At 59.5% G+C, this 17,987-nt stretch carries 15 protein-coding genes; 7 read left to right on the forward strand and 8 right to left on the reverse strand.

All coding sequences use genetic code 11. From position 1 onward, the window contains the following. The 4 genes from BSU04_RS13260 to BSU04_RS13275 form a co-directional block, all read right to left on the reverse strand. The coding region (locus BSU04_RS13260) for a transporter substrate-binding protein (protein ID WP_179258309.1) at window positions 1-244 on the reverse strand (244 nt) is incomplete at its 3' end. Window positions 245-1,082: 838 nt separating this feature from the next. Continuing rightward, the gene (locus tag BSU04_RS13265) at window positions 1,083-2,402 is read right to left on the reverse strand and encodes an MFS transporter (protein ID WP_089161029.1); all 1,320 of its coding nucleotides are present in this window, start codon (window positions 2,400-2,402) and stop codon (window positions 1,083-1,085) included. A 202-nt stretch (window positions 2,403-2,604) separates the two neighbouring features. Continuing rightward, window positions 2,605-3,363 (reverse strand): SDR family oxidoreductase, encoded by a 759-nt coding sequence (locus BSU04_RS13270; RefSeq protein WP_089161030.1) that lies wholly within the window; start codon window positions 3,361-3,363, stop codon window positions 2,605-2,607. 33 nt (window positions 3,364-3,396) lie between these two features. Continuing rightward, a complete protein-coding gene (locus tag BSU04_RS13275) occupies window positions 3,397-4,836 on the reverse strand; it encodes an aldehyde dehydrogenase family protein (RefSeq protein WP_089161031.1) in 1,440 nt (479 codons plus the stop codon). A 341-nt stretch (window positions 4,837-5,177) separates the two neighbouring features. Between BSU04_RS13275 and ppa the strand changes: the two genes are divergently transcribed. After that, window positions 5,178-5,705, forward strand: coding sequence for an inorganic diphosphatase (gene ppa / locus BSU04_RS13280; protein WP_047844889.1), 528 nt, complete (start codon window positions 5,178-5,180; stop codon window positions 5,703-5,705). Window positions 5,706-5,868: 163 nt separating this feature from the next. On the opposite strand, the gene BSU04_RS13285 is transcribed toward ppa, so the two are convergent. Further along, the gene (locus BSU04_RS13285; RefSeq protein WP_089161032.1) at window positions 5,869-6,216 is read right to left on the reverse strand and encodes a GIY-YIG nuclease family protein; all 348 of its coding nucleotides are present in this window, start codon (window positions 6,214-6,216) and stop codon (window positions 5,869-5,871) included. 187 nt (window positions 6,217-6,403) lie between these two features. On the opposite strand from BSU04_RS13285, the gene BSU04_RS13290 reads away from it, so the two are divergent. From BSU04_RS13290 to BSU04_RS13310, 5 genes are all read left to right on the forward strand, one after another. Next, a complete protein-coding gene (locus BSU04_RS13290) occupies window positions 6,404-7,543 on the forward strand; it encodes a GNAT family N-acetyltransferase (protein ID WP_089161033.1) in 1,140 nt (379 codons plus the stop codon). Between the two features lie 196 nt (window positions 7,544-7,739). Then, entirely contained in the window at window positions 7,740-9,791 is a 2,052-nt protein-coding gene (locus BSU04_RS13295) for an NAD(+) synthase (RefSeq protein ID WP_089161040.1), read from the forward strand. Between the two features lie 165 nt (window positions 9,792-9,956). Beyond that, a complete protein-coding gene (locus tag BSU04_RS13300; protein WP_089161034.1) occupies window positions 9,957-10,295 on the forward strand; it encodes a P-II family nitrogen regulator in 339 nt (112 codons plus the stop codon). 208 nt (window positions 10,296-10,503) lie between these two features. Further along, the gene (locus tag BSU04_RS13305) at window positions 10,504-12,264 is read left to right on the forward strand and encodes a cation:proton antiporter (protein WP_089161035.1); all 1,761 of its coding nucleotides are present in this window, start codon (window positions 10,504-10,506) and stop codon (window positions 12,262-12,264) included. A 119-nt stretch (window positions 12,265-12,383) separates the two neighbouring features. Then, window positions 12,384-13,856, forward strand: a complete 1,473-nt coding sequence (locus BSU04_RS13310; RefSeq protein ID WP_089161036.1) for a gamma-glutamyl-gamma-aminobutyrate hydrolase family protein — start codon at window positions 12,384-12,386, stop codon at window positions 13,854-13,856. 135 nt (window positions 13,857-13,991) lie between these two features. Here the strand turns inward: BSU04_RS13310 and BSU04_RS13315 are convergent, their stop codons facing one another. The 3 genes from BSU04_RS13315 to BSU04_RS13325 all read right to left on the reverse strand — a co-directional run bounded on the left by BSU04_RS13315 (window position 13,992) and on the right by BSU04_RS13325 (window position 16,977). Continuing rightward, the gene (locus tag BSU04_RS13315; RefSeq protein ID WP_089161037.1) at window positions 13,992-14,696 is read right to left on the reverse strand and encodes a DUF2968 domain-containing protein; all 705 of its coding nucleotides are present in this window, start codon (window positions 14,694-14,696) and stop codon (window positions 13,992-13,994) included. Window positions 14,697-14,802: 106 nt separating this feature from the next. Continuing rightward, window positions 14,803-16,125: a hypothetical protein gene (locus BSU04_RS13320; protein WP_089161038.1), complete on the reverse strand. Its 1,323-nt coding sequence runs from the start codon at window positions 16,123-16,125 to the stop codon at window positions 14,803-14,805. A gap of 354 nt (window positions 16,126-16,479) precedes the next feature. After that, window positions 16,480-16,977 carry a GNAT family N-acetyltransferase gene (locus tag BSU04_RS13325; RefSeq protein WP_256982668.1) on the reverse strand — a complete coding sequence of 166 codons (498 nt, stop codon included), beginning with the start codon at window positions 16,975-16,977 and terminating at the stop codon, window positions 16,480-16,482. A gap of 334 nt (window positions 16,978-17,311) precedes the next feature. Here BSU04_RS13325 and BSU04_RS13330 point away from each other — a divergent pair. Continuing rightward, a partial coding sequence (locus BSU04_RS13330) for an MFS transporter (RefSeq protein ID WP_144021226.1) occupies window positions 17,312-17,987 on the forward strand: 676 nt, incomplete at its 3' end.

Consider the following 17,987-nt stretch of genomic DNA (forward strand, 5'->3'; position numbering starts at 1 on the left):
CGACCACTACCGGTTCCAGTTGACGACCCAGCACGCCGCCGCTCGCATTGATCTGCGCAATGGTCATCAGCGCCGTGTCTTTGAGCGACGTTTCTGAAATCGCCATCGTGCCGGACAGGGAATGCAATACGCCCACTTTGATGGGGCCGGTATCGGCGGCGTGTGCTTTGGAAATGGGCAATTGTCCCGCGATCGCGAGCGCGCCCGACATAGAGCCGAACTTCAGAAGACTGCGTCGTTTCATTGTCTTTCCCCTTGCCGATATGTTTGTTGGAGGCGAGTGTCTGATTGATTTTTCTTATATCGCTGACGGAGAGTCAGTCATCAGGACACTGCAAGGGGTATGCCAATGAGTTGTTTAAACTGATGGTTAGCGGGTTTGAAGCAGGGAAAGGGCGATAGGCTGAATGTAGGGGTTAGCCGCGATGCATTGATTTGGTGCGGAAGCACGGAGAGCGCCTTGTGGCGGTGCGTGAGGCGTGAGGGTGGAGCGTGAGGGTGGAGCGAGAGACTAGTTGGCTCGGCGGTGGTTTTGTGCGGCCTTAGGACGGCGAAGCCGCGGCGGCGTCTACGCGATCTCGTCGTCTGTCGCGCGTGGCCTTGGCCCGTACGGTTCACCGCATCTTTTAATCCGCCAAAACTGAATATTTGAAAATAAGCGGTAATTTCCTGAATTTAAAATACCGCAGAAAAAGACAATTTTATTTATCAAGAAGTTGGCGGCAATCCCTTTAGTGGCGAGCTCACAATCCCTGATTAGCGGCGTCATTGCAAGCCCTGACGGAAAGCGAGTGTATATACTTAGTTCCGACTTGAGTAGCAGCAGCTCGGGTAGCAGCCAGGTAACGGCCAACGATACTGATACAAACACCGTTGCTTACGTCCAAGCAAACAAACCGGCGCTTTTAATCGATCAGTTGGAGGTCAAGACCGTCTGCAATCTCGGAGAAATCGCGGACAGTCCAACGGACGGTTCTGGATACTGCAGCTGAAAGGAGATACAAGAAAAACTCCTTTTGATCTCAGGAGTTCTCCGTGTAGTTGATTTGGATGTTGAGGTTCACGCTGACGTCCAGCGAGCCCTACCGATTCACCATCCGCTTCGGCACGCTCAACGCGAGCAATCCACCCAGCACCATGAACGCGGCGAGCATATACATGCCGCTGGCATTGGACGCAGTCACCTGCTTCAACCACCCCACGAGATACGGGCTCAAAAACCCCGCCAGATTCCCCAGCGAGTTAATCATCGCGATGCCGGCAGCAGCACCCGTCCCGGCGAGAAACGCCGTAGGCAAACTCCAGAACAGCGGCAACGTAGTGAGAATTCCCATCGTCGCCAAGGTCAGCCCGAGCATCGCCAAAGGCGTATTCGTCGACCACACCACCGATAACACGAGTCCCAACGCCCCCACAGCCGCGGGAACGGCGATATGCCACCGCCGTTCGCCTCGCTTGTCGGCACTGCGCGCAACCAGCAGCATGCCAATCACTGCCGCACCAAACGGAATAGCGGACAGCAAGCCGATGTCCAGCGCATCCTTTACGCCCGTCGCCTTGATAATCGTCGGCAGCCAGAAGCTCACGCCATAAAGCCCCATCACGAACGAGAAGTACGTCAGGCTCATCAACCAGACGCGGCCGCTTTTGAGCACGTCACGCACGGGCATATCCACTTTCTCGACATTGTCCTTTGCGATATTGCGCTCCAGCAGTTCACGCTCCTCAGCGGTCAGCCACTTCGCTTTCGCAATCCGGTCATCCATGAAGATGAACACAACAATCCCGACCACGATCGATGGGATGCCTTCGAGCAAGAACAGCCATTGCCATGAATGCCAGCCGTTGACGCCATCGAAGTTCTTCATGATCCAGCCCGACACCGGGCCGCCGATCAACCCCGATAACGCGATCGCCGTCATGAACAATGTAGTCATCCGTCCGCGCCGGTCAGCCGGAAACCAGTACGTCAGATACAGGATGACGCCGGGGAAAAATCCCGCTTCGGCCACGCCCAGAATGAAGCGCATGACATAGAACATGGTGGGCGTGGTGATGAACATCGTGAGGGCGGAAATGATGCCCCACGTGATCATGATCCGCGCGATCCACACGCGCGCGCCGACCTTGTGCAGGATGACGTTGCTGGGAATTTCGAAGATGAAATACCCGAAGAAAAAGATGCCCGCGCCGAAGCCATAGACGGCATCGCTCAGGCCGAGATCGGTGGTCATTTGCAGCTTTGCGAAACCCACATTCACACGATCCAGATACGCCACCACGTAACAAAGCAACAGCAACGGCGAGAGCCGCCACGCGACCTTCTTGTACGTCGCCGCTTCGAACGCGGAGGGCGGTGCGCCCGCGCCCGGTCGATGCAATTCACCCGTAGTACTGGCCATGCTGTCTCCTGACTATTTTTATCGATGGGAAAACGTGCTGTCCGATTCTAGCCGCTCGCTCCAAGCCGCAACCATCTGTTTTATATGGGGAAAACACCGATCAGACGCATCCGGCGGCGATCGTAGTCGGCCACCGGATGCCTTTCTTCACTGGCTCTTGAAAAGCGTGTTTCAGGGTCCAGTCAGCGCGAAATCAGAACAATCAAACGCACCGTCCGCCATCAACTTCCAACGCGACGCCGGTGATGAACTCGGCGTCATCGGAGGCAAGATACAAGGCTGCGTTCGCGATGTCCTGCGGAGTCGAGAGACGGCCTAAAGGAATGGTCGCGAGGAACTTCTGACGGTTGGCAGGCGTGTCTTCCATGCCCATGAACTCGGACAGCAAACCCGTTTCGCCCATCACCGGGTTGATGCAGTTGACGCGGATCCTGTCCGGCCCAAGCTCAACCGCCAACGCCTTGCTCGCGATAATCACCGCCGCCTTGCTGCCGTTGTACCAGATCAGACCAGGCCGCGGCCTCACGCCAGCGGTCGATGCAATATTGATGAACGCGCCGCCGCCGACTTGGCGGAAGTAGGGCACGAATTGCGCGACGCTGAAGTAGATGCTTTTCACGTTCACCGCATAAACGCGATCGAATTCGGCTTCGGTGATTTCCATCACCGGCTTGTTCCGATGCGTCGTGCCCGCGTTGTTCACCACGACCTGCACGCTGCCGAAGTCTTCGATGGCGGCATCGAAGAGCGTTTGCCAGTCGGCTTGTTTCGTCACGTCGCCGGGGACCGCGATCGCCTTGCCGCCGCTCACCGCAATCTCGCTGGCGACGCGCTCGGCCGACGCCCCGTTGAGGTCGTTCACCACGACGTTCGCGCCTTCACGCGCAAACGTCTTCGCGATTCCTTCGCCGAATCCCGATCCGCCGCCGGTCACAATCGCGGTTTTGCCTTGCAGTCTCATGTTGTCTCCGGTCCCATGAAAGAGGGTTACTGATTAGCCATGCTTGATGGCGATGGTTTTAAGCACCGTGAAGCCATACAGCGCTTCGAAGCCTTTTTCGCGGCCATGGCCCGAATGTTTGACGCCCCCAAACGGAAGCTCCACGCCACCGCCCGCGCCGTAGTTGTTGATGAACACTTGCCCCGAGCGAACCTTGCGGGCAATGCGCATCTGCCGGCCGCCATCGCGTGTCCAGATGCCGGCGACCAGGCCGAAGTCTGTACCGTTGGCAAGCTTCAGCGCGTCGGCTTCGTCATCGAAAGGCATTGCACAGAGCACCGGACCGAACACTTCTTCGCGTGCGAGACGGTGCGCCGGCGGGACGTCGCGCAAGAGCGTAGGCGCCTGGTAAAAGCCCGCTTCCGGCGCTTCGGCAATCACTTCACCGTGGGCGGCCATCGCGATGCCGTCGTGTTGGGCATCGGAGAGAAAATCCCACACGCGTTGCTGCTGCTTCGCGCTGATCAGCGGACCGCAATCGAGATCGAGCTTGCTCGGACCAACCTTCAACGCGCTGAACGCCTCCGATAAACGCTCGAGCAAAGGCTCATACGCTGATCGCTCGATCAGCACGCGGCTGCCCGCCGAGCACGTCTGCCCCGCGTTCTGCACGATTGCCGAGACGAGCACGGGCAGCGCGGCGTCGAAGTCGGCATCGGCGAAAACGATCTGCGGCGATTTGCCGCCGAGTTCGAGCGTGACGGGCACGTGGTTATCGGCGGCCATCTTGACCACCGCCGCGCCCGTTGCCGGCGACCCCGTGAACGAGATGTGATCGATGCCCGGATGCCGCGCGAGCGCCGCGCCGGCTTCGTATCCATAACCCGTGACAATATTCAGCGCGCCTTCCGGCAAGCCCGCTTCGGCGGCGAGTTCGGCAATGCGCAGTATCGATAAACACGCGTCTTCGGCCGGCTTCACCACGCACGCGTTGCCGGCCGCGAGCGCCGCGCCGACGCTGCGGCCGAAGATCTGCAGCGGGTAGTTCCAGGGCACGATATGCCCGGTCACGCCGTGTGGTTCGCGGATGGTGAGGACGGTGTAGCCGGTTTGATAGGGCAGTGTTTCGCCGTGGAGCTTGTCGGCGGCGCCTGCGTAGAACTCGAAATACCGCGCTATGCCGGCCGCGTCCGCGTGAGCTTGCTTCAGAGGTTTGCCGGTGTCTCGCGCTTCGAGGTGCGCCAGTTCGTCCTGATGGGCGGCGATGATCATCGATAGCCTGTAAAGCACGCGTCCACGATCGGCGGCGCTCGCGTGGCCCCACGGGCCTTCGTAAGCGTGGCGCGCGGCCTGTACGGCGCGGTCGATATCGGCCGCGTTGCCGCGCGCGAGTTGCGCGAAGACCTGGCCGTCGGAGGGATCGATGACGGGAATGGTCTCGTGGCTTGCCGTCGTGACCCACTGGTTGCCGATGAAATGCTTTGCCTCTTCCATGCCTGACTCCTGTCTCCGTGGCTATTTTCGGGGGCGACCTACTGTCGCTTCATTCGATTGAACAGTGCTTCAATTACACATCATTGGTGTTACCGATCACATGGCCGACAGGCTATTCTGCACCGATTTCCTCGCGTACCGTTCACACCGGGACGCACATCCCGATTGGCTATAATGACGTAATTGCGCTGTTTCATGGGCGGACGTACAGCCTGAGTGCAGCGTTGCAGTCCGGACATTCGCGCTCCACGTGTATTGTCGCAATGCAGCAAAACGTGACGTTAGCGCGTATCGAATGCGTTTATCTCCGACACCGAATTTCCACTTTGAAGAGAGTGCACATGAGCTTTAACAACGTACCAGCAGGCAAGGATCTTCCGCAGGATTTCAATGTAATCATCGAGATCCCGGCGCAAAGCGATCCGGTGAAGTACGAAGCGGACAAGGACATGGGCCTGCTCGTGGTCGACCGTTTCATTGGGACGGGCATGCGTTACCCGGCGAACTACGGTTTCATTCCGCAGACGCTTTCCGGCGACGGCGATCCGGTCGATGTCCTGGTGATCACGCCGTTCCCGTTGCTGGCTGGCTCGGTAGTTCGGGCACGCGCATTGGGCATGCTGCAGATGACCGATGAATCGGGTGTCGACGCGAAGCTGGTCGCGGTCGCCCACGACAAGATCTGCCCGATGACGGCGCACATGAAGACGGTAGATGACGTGCCCGAGTATCTGAAGGACCAGATCAAGCATTTCTTTGAGCACTACAAGGCGCTGGAGAAGGGCAAGTGGGTGAAGGTCGAAGGTTGGCAGGGCGTGGAAGCGGCCCACAAGGAAATCACGGAAGGCGTGGCTAACTTCAAGAAGTAAGCTGGCAAAGGCGAAGATCGTCAAAAGGCCGCCCGGTCTTGCCCTGAAAAGGCGAGGCCGGGCGGCCTTTTCTATGGGAGCTGTTGGTGAGCCAGCGATCTCGATTGCGGCGGCGTTTTAACGCACCGGAGCATTTCGCGTGAGCCGCATGGTCATTGCATTGTTATCGATCTTCTACTTTAGTGAGTTCGCCGGCTTCGTCCGGGTCGGCAATCGTGCTGGAATCGGCTTCCACTTGCGCGGCCGGCATGACTGCCGCCAATGCCAGATCTCCCCGTACCAACTGCCATTTCCGCGCGACCGTCAACCGCTTCACCCAATATTCGGCTCGCGATGCTTCCGCCCGGCCACTCAACTCAAACGACGCGCGCACGGCTAAGGGCTTGCGCGATCGGGTATATCTGGCGCCATCGCCACTGACATGCTTGGCGAACCGCGCGTCGACATCGGTTGCAATCCCTGTATAGAGACTGCCGTCGGCGCATTCGATGAGGTACAGGAACCAGGGCATGGAGAAAGGCAAAAAGAGCGAAAAAGGCGAAAGCCGCAATGCCGCGCATTATCCCTCAAGCCTCGGCCCTGGAGCCCGCTCAGACAAAATCCCGCGACTTCGGCGAGAATAACTGTTCCGCGCTGCACCAAGCGCCCGGCACTCAGCCCGAACACGCTCCAAACACGCCCGAAGCGAGGTAAGCCTGTTGAACCGCAAGGTCGAAATACATGTGGTCGATTCGCTCGATTCCGTGACCCCGGACGAATGGAATCGTCTCGCCGGTGACAATCCGTTCGTCCGGCACGAATTCCTGTCAGCGTTGCAGGACACCGGTTGCGCGGTGGCGCGCACCGGCTGGCGACCGCATTTCCTGCTGCTCAAGCGGGACGGCAAGCTGACTGGCGCCATGCCGCTCTACCTCAAGAAACATTCGCGAGGGGAGTACGTCTTCGATCACGCCTGGGCCGACGCCTTCGAGCGAAATGGCCTCAAGTACTATCCGAAGGGACTATCGGCGGTGCCGTTTTCGCCGGTGACCGGGCCGCGCCTGATCGCCGCCACGCACGAGGAGCGCGTGATGCTCGCGCGCGGCGCGATCGAGTTGACCAAGCAATTGGAACTGTCTTCACTGCACGTACTGTTTCCGCAAGAGCAGGATCTCGAAGCGCTGACCGAAGCCGGCTACATGCTGCGCGAAGGCGTCCAGTTTCACTGGGAGAATGCACCCGGTGGCTACGACAGCTTCGACGCGTTCCTCGCGACCATGAGCCACGACAAGCGCAAGAAAGTGAAGCAGGATCGTCGGCGCGTAGTTGATGCCGGCGTCACCTATACGTGGCTGCGCGGCGCGGAAATAGACGAGGCAGCGCTCGATTTCTTCTACGCCTGCTATGAAAATACCTATCGCGAGCACTGGAATCCGCCGTATTTGTCGCGCGAATTCTTCGGCCAGATCCACGCCGCCGCGCCCGGCAGCATCTTGCTCGTGATCGCCGAAGCGGACGGCCAAAGGCTCGCGTGCGCGCTGAACATGATCGGCGGCGACGTGATGTTCGGCCGCTACTGGGGCACGAAGGAATTCATCTCGGGACTGCATTTCGAAACCTGCTACATGCAGGGAATCCAGTATTGCATCGAGAACCGGCTTGCCCGTTTCGAAGGCGGCGCACAGGGCGTGCACAAGATGTCGCGCGGCATGTTGCCTACGCCCACGTGGTCCGCGCATTGGGTCGCGGACCCGCGGTTTGCACACGCGATCAGTGAATTCCTCGACGAAGAAACGGCGGCGATGGACCAGCATATCCAGGAGCTGGAAGCGCATACGCCTTTTCGAAAGAAGACGTAGGGCCGGGAGTCCGACGCGCTCGAAACCTGGCCGAATGGCTAACACCTGATCCAATACACGCCCGGAAACTGCAACTCGACTTATCATCATGTCGAAATGCTTTCGCTTTCACAGCGGTAACGCTTAACCCGCCCTTAACCCGTTATGCGCCGGAACAGGATCCCCGAATGCGGGGCATCGTATGGACAAGCTCAAGATGAAAAACCGATTCTTCAATCTCTACAGCCATGATTTCGCTCGCGTGGCGGTAGGCGTGCCCCGTTGCCGTGTTGCTGATCCCGCGTTCAACGCAGCCGAAACCATCGAGCTGGCGAAGCAGGCGGCGGCGAACGGTGCGGTGCTGGTCGCGTTCCCGGAGCTCGGGCTTCCGGCCTACACCTGCGACGACCTGTTCCACCAGCGGGCCTTGCTCGATGCCTGCGAAGAGGCGCTTGCGTCGGTCGTGGCGGCATCGAAGAACCTCTCCATCACGATGATCGTGGGCATGCCGCTGCGCGTCGACCATACGCTCTTCAACTGCGCCGTGGTGGTCGCGGGTGGACAGGTTCAAGGCATCGTGCCGAAGAGTTATCTGCCGAACTACGGCGAGTTCTACGAAGCGCGCCAGTTCAGTGCGGCCGAGAACGCGTCGACGGATCGCGTCACGTTGCTGGGTACCGAAGTGCCGTTCGGATCGGCGCTGCTGTTCGAAATTGCCAACATGCCGCTGTTCCGCTTCCACGTGGAAATCTGCGAGGACGTCTGGGTGCCGGTGCCTCCTTCGTCATTCGCAGCGCTGGCAGGCGCGACGGTGCTGGTGAACCTGTCGGCGTCGAACGTGGTGGTCGGCAAGGCGAGCTACCGCCATCAACTGGTGGGTCAGCAGTCCGCCCGGTGCCTTTCGGCTTATTTGTACACATCGGCGGGAAGGGGGGAGTCCACAACCGACCTGGCCTGGGACGGACAGGCGGTGATCTACGAAAACGGCGAGCTGCTCGCCGAGTCCGAGCGTTTCCTGGACACCTCCCATCTTGTTTTCGCCGATGTCGATCTCGAACGGCTGTCGCGTGAGCGTATGCGCCAGACCACCTTCGGCCAGTCGGTGCGCCGGCATGCCGACGAAGTATCGAAGTTCGAAACAGTGCGCTTCAATCTCGATCTGCCGGTCAACCGCGCATTGCCGTTGGACCGCGTCGTGGAACGATTCCCCTACGTTCCGTCCGATCCGAAGCGCCGCGACGAACGCTGCAACGAGGTCTACAACATCCAGGTGCAGGCGCTGGTGCAACGGCTCTCGGCTAGCGGCATATCGAAGGTCGTGATCGGCATTTCGGGCGGCCTGGATTCTACCCACGCGCTGCTTGTCTGCGCGAAGGCCATGGACCGCCTGAAGCTGCCGCGCACGAATATTCTCGGCGTGACCATGCCCGGATTCGCCACGAGCGACCGGACGCTCCTGCAGGCGCGTCAACTGATGGAGATCGTCGGGTGTTCGGCGAGCGAGATCGACATCCGGCCAAGTTGCGAGCAGATGCTGAAGGATCTCGGCCACCCGTATGCGTCGGGCAAAGAGGAATACGACATCACGTTCGAGAACGTGCAGGCAGGCGAGCGCACGAATCATTTGTTCCGGCTCGCGAACTTCAAGGGCGCTATCGTGGTCGGCACGGGCGACCTGAGCGAACTCGCGCTTGGCTGGTGCACGTACGGCGTGGGCGATCACATGTCGCACTACAACGTCAACGCCAGCGTTCCGAAAACGCTGATCACGCATCTGGTCCGGTGGGTCGCGGAAACCGGGCAGATTGGTAACTCGGGTTCGGATGTCCTGGTCAACATCCTGAATACCGACATCAGCCCGGAACTCGTTCCCGGCAAATCAACCGGCAATCCGGAACAAAAAACGGAGAGCGTGATCGGACCGTACGAGCTGCAGGATTTCAACCTGTATTACACGTTGCGCTTCGGTTTCGCACCCACGAAAGTGGCGTTCCTGGCTTACACCGCCTGGAAGGACCGCGACGCGGGCGACTGGCCCGAAGGCGCGCACGTCGCGCGAAACGAATATGCGTTGCCGGCCATCAAGCACAACCTGGGTATCTTCCTCGACCGGTTTTTCCGGACCAGTCAGTTCAAGCGGTCTTGCGTGCCGAATGCGCCAAAAGTAGGGACCGGCGGTTCGTTGTCGCCTCGGGGCGATTGGCGGGCACCGAGCGACTCGGAATCGGTCGTCTGGATGAACGATTTGAAGAATATTCCGGTGGATTGAGGCGTTTGCACCATATCTGCGCGTAAATGCGCCGATAACGACGTGATCCCGGTGCTATGGCGCGAGATCTCTGCGGTTAACTATGAAAAACGCAGCTAGAATCAATACATCGATTCCTAACTCCGTTTTTCTCGTTTATCCGCATAATTTTCCAAGAGGCGCGCCATGAAACGCATCACCGCAGTCATCAAACCGTTCAAGCTCGACGAAGTCCGAGAAGCACTCGCCGGCGCCGGGCTGACCGGTCTGACAGTCACCGAGGTCAAGGGCTTCGGGCGGCAGAAGGGCCACACGGAACTGTATCGCGGGGCGGAATACGTGGTCGATTTCCTGCCGAAGGTGAAGATCGAAGTGGTCGTGGCCGACTCACAGACGGATCAGGTCATCGACGCAATCATTGGTGCGGCTCGCACCGGCAAGATCGGCGACGGCAAGATCTTCGTGACCGAAGTCGAACGCGTTATCCGCATTCGCACGGGCGAAGAAGACGAAGCAGCGGTCTAAGGCGTTTGTCCGAGACCGGCCTGATCCCGTATCAGGCCGGAATGTGGCCCTGGCATCGTATGCCCGGCGACCACGGTAGCAATACCGCCATCAGCCCAGTCCGGTGGCGCCTCTCGTTTTCCCCCTCGCCTGACCGTTTCAGTCACCAATGTAGAAAACCATTGCGGTACTATCAGCGTCCCTGTGTGCTTTTTGTAAGGATTTGTGGATGCATCACGCGATCGGCTTCATTCAGGATCTAGCGGTAATCATGGCGATTGCGGGCGTCGTCACGGTGTTATTTCACCGTCTGAAGCAGCCGGTTGTTTTGGGGTACATCGTGGCGGGCGTGATTATCGGGCCGTACACGCCGCCGTTCCAGCTTATCCACGACGAAGCCACCATCCAGACGCTCGGCGAACTTGGCGTGGTATTCCTGATGTTTTCGCTCGGGCTCGAATTCAGCCTGAAGAAGCTGTTCAAGGTCGGCGCAACGGCGTTCGTGGCCGCGGCGTCCGAGATCGTGCTGATGATCTGGATCGGCTATGAAATCGGGCAGTGGTTCGGCTGGAACGCAATGGATTCGCTGTTCCTCGGCGCCATGCTCGCCATCTCGTCCACAACGATCATCGTCAAGGCGCTCTCCGAACTCGGCATGAAGGGCGAGCCGTTCGCGCAACTGATCTTCGGCATTTTGATTGTCGAGGACATTCTGGCCATAGCCATGCTTGTGCTGCTCTCGGGGATTGCGCAGACGGGCTCCGTCTCGGCAGGCGTGGCGTTTGTCACGCTGGGCAAATTGCTGCTGTTCATGACCGTGTCGATGGTGGTCGGCATCCTGATCGTGCCGCGCGCGCTCGACTATGTGGCAAAGGCCAAGAGCGACGAAATGTTGCTCGTGACCGTGCTTGGCTTTTGTTTCGGCTTCTGCCTGCTGGTCGTGAAGCTCGACTACAGCATTGCACTTGGGGCCTTCCTGATCGGCGCGATCATGGCCGAATCGCGCAATCTTCAGCGCATCGAACACCTGATCGCGCCGGTTCGCGACATGTTCTCCGCCATTTTCTTTGTGACCATCGGCCTGATGCTGAACCCCGCGGTGCTCGTGGATTACTGGTGGCCGATCGCGGTCATCACAGTCGCGGTCGTGTTCGGCAAGATCGTGTCGTGCGGGCTCGGCACCTTCCTGGCAGGCAGGGACGGCCGCACGTCGATGCGCGTAGGCATGAGCGTGGCGCAGATCGGCGAGTTCTCGTTCATCATCGCGTCACTGGGGTTGTCGCTGAAGGTGACCAGCAGCTTCCTGTATCCGATCGCCGTCGCGGTTTCCGCGTTGACCACGTTGTTCACGCCTTATCTGATCAAGGCCGCCGATCCGATCACGCGCCGCATCGCCCGCTCGATGCCCGTGCCCGTTGCGAACACCTTCGGCCTGTATTCACAATGGCTCGCGAGCCTTTCGCCCGATACCGGCGGCCCAACGCTGTTCAGCATGACGCGCCGGATCGTGGTGCAGATCGCGGTGAATCTCGCGCTGGTGGCCGCCATCTTCCTCGCAGCGTCTTACGCGGCGCCGTTTGCCACCGAATATCTGTCGAGCTGGCTGCCCACCAACGACGCCCAGCGTGTCGCGCTCTGGAGCGCGGCCTTGCTGTTGTCCATGCCGTTCCTGGTTGCGGTGTATCGCAAACTAGGGTCGCTCGCACTGATGCTCGCCGAAGTGAGCGTGCAGCCCGCGAAGGCCGGGCGTTTCACCCGGACATTACGATCGGCCATTTCCGGACTGATTCCGATTCTCGCGATGTTCGGTGTTTTCCTGCTGGTGACGGTGCTTTCGGGCGGCATCCTGCCGCCGTTCGGCTTGATGATCGCGGTGCTCGTCTGCGCTGCGTTGTTGCTTACGGTATTGTGGCGCTGGTGCGTGAAGATCCATGCAACCATGCAGATCGCGCTGCGAGAAACATTTGAAGAGCCGAGGGATCATCCTTGAGCATGAAACCTTTGTTTTCCCCGATAATGTGAGCAATTGTTTGATGGTTTGCCGCCCCCGGACCAGAGGCGGATAATTAAACTCTGACCATTCTCACAGCGCCTCGCGCCTATATTGGAATGAGCGAAAACAAGTCGAACGAGTCAAATGAGTCGATAGCGCCGGGCACGCCCGGCACGGGTTCTCCCGGAGCGGATTCTTCGGGTTGCATCCCGGGCGGTCATACGCCGGCGGTCCCTCCCGCGTCATCCCCAAAGAGCTCAGATATCCCCGCTGCCGCCGCGCAGGCTAGTCCGAAAGAGACGGCGGCTGAACGGGCGTCGACGGATGCACCCGACAGCGCGTCGACGGTAGAACCCGTCGATACCGCCAAAGCGCAACGTGACGATGCGGCCGAGGCCCGCGCATTGGCAGCGAAGTCGACATTGCCTTCGCCGCAGGGAGCGCTCACGTCCGCATCTGCTGCGAACACAACGCTCGATGCAAAGTCGAGTCTTGCAGCGGAGGTCGAGACCGCGACGCAAGCACAAGCCAGTCTCGCGGCGGAGCTTGAAAATGCCACCGAGGCGCAAGCCGCCGAAGCCGCGACCGCGACAGAAAGCGTAGCTCCGAGGCCGGCTTCCAGCTTGCCGCCTGAATTTACTACCGCACCGGATTTCGGCACATTCCGCCCGCCGCCCATTCCGCCCGACTCACCGAATCCGAACGCGCCGCCAGCGTATCTGCGTAACAGCGATTCCGCCTGGTCGGTGTTCGGCCGCGTGATCAAGGCGCGTGCGCGTCAGATCTTCGATCGTGCCGGCCAGCGGATCACGCAGAGGACATTGAGAATTGGCGTGTCGGCGCGGATTTTCCATCCTGAACCGGGTGCCAAAGGACTGCGCGGCAAGACGCTGCAGTATCTGGAGGAATCGATTGCGCATTGGGTGATGTCGCGCGACGTGCTCGTCTTCATGATTCCGACGGTGGGCCATCAGGGCATGCTGCATCCGAGCAACATCCGGTTGCGCGACTACGCGAAACAGCTGGATGGCCTGCTGCTGCAAGGTGGCGCTGACGTGTCGCCGCAATCCTATACGGAAGCGGCCACGCGTCACGAATGGCCCGGCGATCGCGTACGGGACATGTACGAGCTGGAGTTGCTGCATGAATTCATTGAGGCGGGCAAGCCCGTGCTGGGTGTGTGCCGTGGTTGCCAGCTGATCAATGTCGCGTTTGGCGGAACGCTTTACCAGGACATTGCGACCGATGTCCCCACGGCCGGCGTGCATGTGAACGAGCAATACGATCAGCATCGCCACCCAATTCGTTTCCCCGATGGCTCCACGCTCGTCAACATGTTTCCGGGCCACCGCGAAGCGCTCGTCAACTCGATCCACCATCAGGCGGTGAAGACGATCGGCCGTGACCTGAACATCGAGGCTGTATCGGCGCACGACGGCATTATTGAAGCGGTGCGTTATCGGCGTGCACCGTTCGTGATGGGCGTGCAATGGCACCCGGAGTTCCATCGCGCGGGCGGCGACGAGTTGCTCGATTGCACGCCTTTACTCGATACCTTCCTGCGCGTGGCACGCGAGACGCGTTTCTAGGTGTACGTGGGTTGAACAGCGAGTAGTGAGGGCTCGTAGCGAGCCTCTTTAGATTGACGACAAAAAGGCCGTTCCAACGTGAAAGTTGGAACGGCCTTTTTGTCGCTACGTGGTCGCCTGGATCAAACTTGAGCGTTACTGAACGAGTCCCGCTTCACTCTGATCCTGAAGTTGCTGAACTTGCCGCTGCAACATGAGCAACTTGCGCTCGGCGGCGGATTTCTCGTTCAGCAATGCCGCCGATTCCACCTGCATCTGTTGCTGACGTTGCGACACTTCGCTTTCCTGCGCCCGTGCAATGGAAAGATCGGTGGTCAGGCGCTGTGCCCGATCATTCGAGACCGCAATGACGCGCTCGAGCAGCGCCTTTTGCGCCTGCAACTGCGTGCGTTTGATCTCACCCTCGGCGAGCGCGTAGCTCTTGCGGGCGAACTGGGCATACACCGTTTCAGCGCGCGCGTCGTCCTGCGATTTCACGACGCGCCAGAAATTCTTGTCCTGGAACAGCGCGACGTAATACACCATGTCTTGTGGATAGAAAAACAGCGCCGCGCCATAGTTGCCGTTGTACGTGATGCGCAATTCAGTCAACTTGTGGGCCTGGATCATCTGCATGAGTTCCGACACATTGCCCGGTGTCTGGGCGTTCGACGCAGCGTCGGAGGCATCCTGAAAATCGTCCATGGAACCGTTGGCGGTAGGTTGCCGAATAGGATCGGCGGGGCCGGTTGCCGAGAGCAGCGTGCCGACGGGCTGATAAGCCATCGCAACCGATGAGCCAAGCGCGATTACAGCAACGAATAGCGCGTTCAGAAGGGTGGAGAGGGAGGCGTGCTTCATAGGGCGAGGCTTCAAAATTAAGTAAGTTTCGGCTTCCGACTATCGACACATCATGCGGCGCGAAGGTGGAAAACGCGTTGCACGGTGCTGCCATGAGGGATGCCGTTCACTTGGAAAATTGCGAGGGCGCGTCAGTGACGCGGCGTTGGCTCAAGTCGGAATTCCAGCTGGGCGCGTCGCTGGCGCTAGAGCGGGCTGAAGGCGACCCTGCCGCTGCCCTGGGCGTTGCGCGAGCTGGCTGGCGGGACGCGCCGCTGTTGTCATCGAGCACGGCGGAGTGCGCGAGCATGTTGTACATATCGGTGACGCTAAGCGATGAGCTTGCCGTATTTGAGCGCGTGTCGTCGCGTGTGAGCGTACGGCGGCCCGGCGAGGTGAGGGGAGCTTCATGCCCGGTGCTGCGATAAACCGGCTCGCCCTGATATCCATGGCCATGCCGCCGATGCATCACCTCGTACCGATGCGCATCGCGCTTGCTCTTCGCCTTGGCTTTCGCGCCATGGCGTTCCAGAGCTTGCGCAACGCTCCGCGCTTTGGTTGCGCGTTCCGACACGGTATTCGGCGCGGTGGTGCGACCATCACCGGCCTTGATGCTCATACTCGCAGCCGTGCTGACCGGAGGCCTGCTGTTGCCGTTGGCGCTACTGAAATCGACAGGTTTTTGCACCGCAGGTAAAGCTGGAATCGCGGCGGTGGTCGAGCGAGCGGCAGAGTCCGCCACTGAAGCCGCGGTCTTTGCCGCCGTCGAAGCCGAAGCGCTGGGCGAAGTCGTAACAACCGCCGCAGTCGAAGCCCCCGTCGAAGGCGAAGCCGAAGCAACCACCACCGTTGCGCTCGACGCACCGGATGCATGAACCGGTTCAGAATCAGATGTCGGCTTGATGGCTGGGATAGCGCTCAACATGACCTTGGGCTTTTGCGTTTCGGCATCCTGATGGCCGATTTTCGTACCAAACAATGCCCACGCAATAAACGCAGCGCATGCCAGCGCAATCGCGCCGCCAGCGAGCTGCTTGCGATGATCGTGATTAGCTGTAGCCGAAGCTGCCGGTGTTTTCACATACCGGTCGTCGGGCGCGGTGAATGGCTCGAATGCGAAGGGCGCCGGCTCGGCGACTTGCGGTTCTGCGTCGACATGAACCTCGGGAACACCAACGCCTTTCTCGGCGTGATTGACTTCGTCATTGCGTTTGAACTTGCCCCAGAGGCTGGCTGGCGTATACGGGAAACGGTCGTTGCGAAGAGAAAGTGCGCTGATATATGCCGTGAGAAAACGAGCCGCGTAAAACGGTATTTCATATTCAGTCAGGGCCGGACGTGTGCCAGTTAACGTCCACTCTTCGCCATAAACGGCGTTGGGCATACCGGCAAGCGGGAACAGCGTCGGCAGAAGCAGATCGCCTTGTACAACGACCATAGGAGCATTCATCTTTTTCTCATTTCCGAAAGCGGGCGTCAGGACTGCTCAACGAACAAGCGGGGCAGCCGTGTGGACGTCGCCCGGTTGCTGCTGCAAAGGTGTCAAATAATTTACCTTGCCCGGACCCGCCACAGAACAGCCCTCGATGATACCCAGCGCCCGCTTGGGCGTCGCTCAGAACCTTCTTAGTTCCTCGAATAAGAGGGGTTCGGAGTGAAAAAAATTGCTGATCCGACACGGACGCGACGGACGTTTCAGCGCACGACGCCTGACTCCGTGGATGCGTGCTTTTGCAGGCGGCGTACAGGCGTTGAACGAGATTACGACGATCCATCGTCGAAGGCAAAAAAAGACGTCAGGGCGTCAGCCGATCGGCAGGACATAACGCAGCGCGACGATATCAATGCCGCCCATCGTGTCGTTTTCGCGGCCAGCCAGTCGCCATCCGCGAGACTCATAGAAACCAATAGCCGCGACATTAGGCTCCAGGACCAACAAATGCAGGCTGGTCGCGCCACGGTCTCGAGCCCATTGCGCGGCAACGGTGAGCATTGCAGTGCCCAATCCGCTGCCTTTGGCACCCGGTAGCGCGTGCAGATTGTCCACGAGTACGCTGCCGTTTTCATCGGGTGCAACCAGGCAAACGAAACCAATCGGCCGATCATCTTGTATCGCGATCAATACCTCGCCCGCGCCCTCAGCCAGCTCTTCGAATCGTGTGTTCCAGTGCGTTTCTCGTTCAGCTGACATCTCTCGATCGAGAAAATCGTCCGGCAAGATTCCGCGATACGCCGACGCCCAACTTTGCGCGTGCATGGCGGCGATGAGTTTTGCATCGGCAGACGCGGCCAGCCGTAGCACGAAGGGCCTTGACGGGTCAGAAAATGGTGGCTTATCGATAGACATTGGTAATGAAAATTTAAGGTGTTTTTCCATACATGCGCGATGTTCCGAATAGGCGGATTTCACTTTCCCGCTGTAACATTGGCGACGTGCATGATTTTAGCGTTGCTAACGTTAACCCTTGTTTGCGGTTATCGGGCGCGCTTTCGCATCGTTTTGAGCATTTTTCGCCGGTGTGAGCACGGCGAAGCTTACACAGGCATCCGGTGCAGTGCTACCGGGTCGTCGTCAACATCCGGTCGATTCACGGCGCGTCAGCTGCTGGATCCGGCCACTGTTTTTAGAGATAGCCATGTCCAGCCCGTCACATGCAACGCCTGCGAACGAGTCGAAGGCGAAGTCGGTGTTCCGCGTTGTCAGCGGCAATTTCCTCGAAATGTACGACTTCATGGTCTACGGCTATTACGCTTCGGCCATTGCCAAGACGTACTTTCCGAGCGGTAACGAATTCGCGTCGCTGATGCTTGCGTTGTCGGTATTCGGCGCCGGCTTCCTGATGCGGCCGATCGGTGCAATCGTGCTCGGCGCGTATATCGATCATCACGGGCGACGCAAGGGCCTGATCCTCACGCTGGCCATGATGGCCGTTGGCACCTTGCTGGTCGCGGTGATTCCGGGGTACGCGACCATCGGCATAGCAGCGCCGATCATTGTGTTGCTCGGGCGTCTGCTGCAAGGCTTCTCGGCCGGCGTGGAACTCGGCGGCGTCTCGGTGTATCTCTCCGAGATCGCGACCAAGGGCAACAAGGGCTTTTATTGCTCATGGCAGTCGGGTAGCCAACAAGTGGCCGTGGTGTTTGCCGCGCTGATCGGCGTGGGCATGAGCCGGCTCTTGCCGCCCGATCAGATGACGTCGTGGGGATGGCGCGTGCCGTTCATCATCGGCTGCCTGATCGTGCCGTTCCTGTTCATCATTCGCCGTTCGCTGCAGGAAACTGAAGAGTTCCTCGCGCGCAAACACCGCCCGG

It is taken from the genome of Caballeronia sordidicola (assembly GCF_002220365.1).
GTDB lineage: Bacteria > Pseudomonadota > Gammaproteobacteria > Burkholderiales > Burkholderiaceae > Caballeronia > Caballeronia sordidicola_C.

Bases quoted from the DNA above. Each gene is read 5' to 3' on its own strand.
- BSU04_RS13265 (WP_089161029.1), bottom strand. From the start codon at position 2,402: ATGGCCAGTACTACGGGTGAATTGCATCGACCGGGCGCGGGCGCACCG.
- BSU04_RS13270 (WP_089161030.1), bottom strand. From the start codon at position 3,363: ATGAGACTGCAAGGCAAAACCGCGATTGTGACCGGCGGCGGATCGGGA.
- BSU04_RS13275 (WP_089161031.1), bottom strand. From the start codon at position 4,836: ATGGAAGAGGCAAAGCATTTCATCGGCAACCAGTGGGTCACGACGGCA.
- ppa (WP_047844889.1), top strand. From the start codon at position 5,178: ATGAGCTTTAACAACGTACCAGCAGGCAAGGATCTTCCGCAGGATTTC.
- BSU04_RS13285 (WP_089161032.1), bottom strand. From the start codon at position 6,216: ATGCCCTGGTTCCTGTACCTCATCGAATGCGCCGACGGCAGTCTCTAT.
- BSU04_RS13295 (WP_089161040.1), top strand. From the start codon at position 7,740: ATGAAAAACCGATTCTTCAATCTCTACAGCCATGATTTCGCTCGCGTG.
- BSU04_RS13300 (WP_089161034.1), top strand. From the start codon at position 9,957: ATGAAACGCATCACCGCAGTCATCAAACCGTTCAAGCTCGACGAAGTC.
- BSU04_RS13305 (WP_089161035.1), top strand. From the start codon at position 10,504: ATGCATCACGCGATCGGCTTCATTCAGGATCTAGCGGTAATCATGGCG.
- BSU04_RS13310 (WP_089161036.1), top strand. From the start codon at position 12,384: ATGAGCGAAAACAAGTCGAACGAGTCAAATGAGTCGATAGCGCCGGGC.
- BSU04_RS13315 (WP_089161037.1), bottom strand. From the start codon at position 14,696: ATGAAGCACGCCTCCCTCTCCACCCTTCTGAACGCGCTATTCGTTGCT.
- BSU04_RS13320 (WP_089161038.1), bottom strand. From the start codon at position 16,125: ATGAATGCTCCTATGGTCGTTGTACAAGGCGATCTGCTTCTGCCGACG.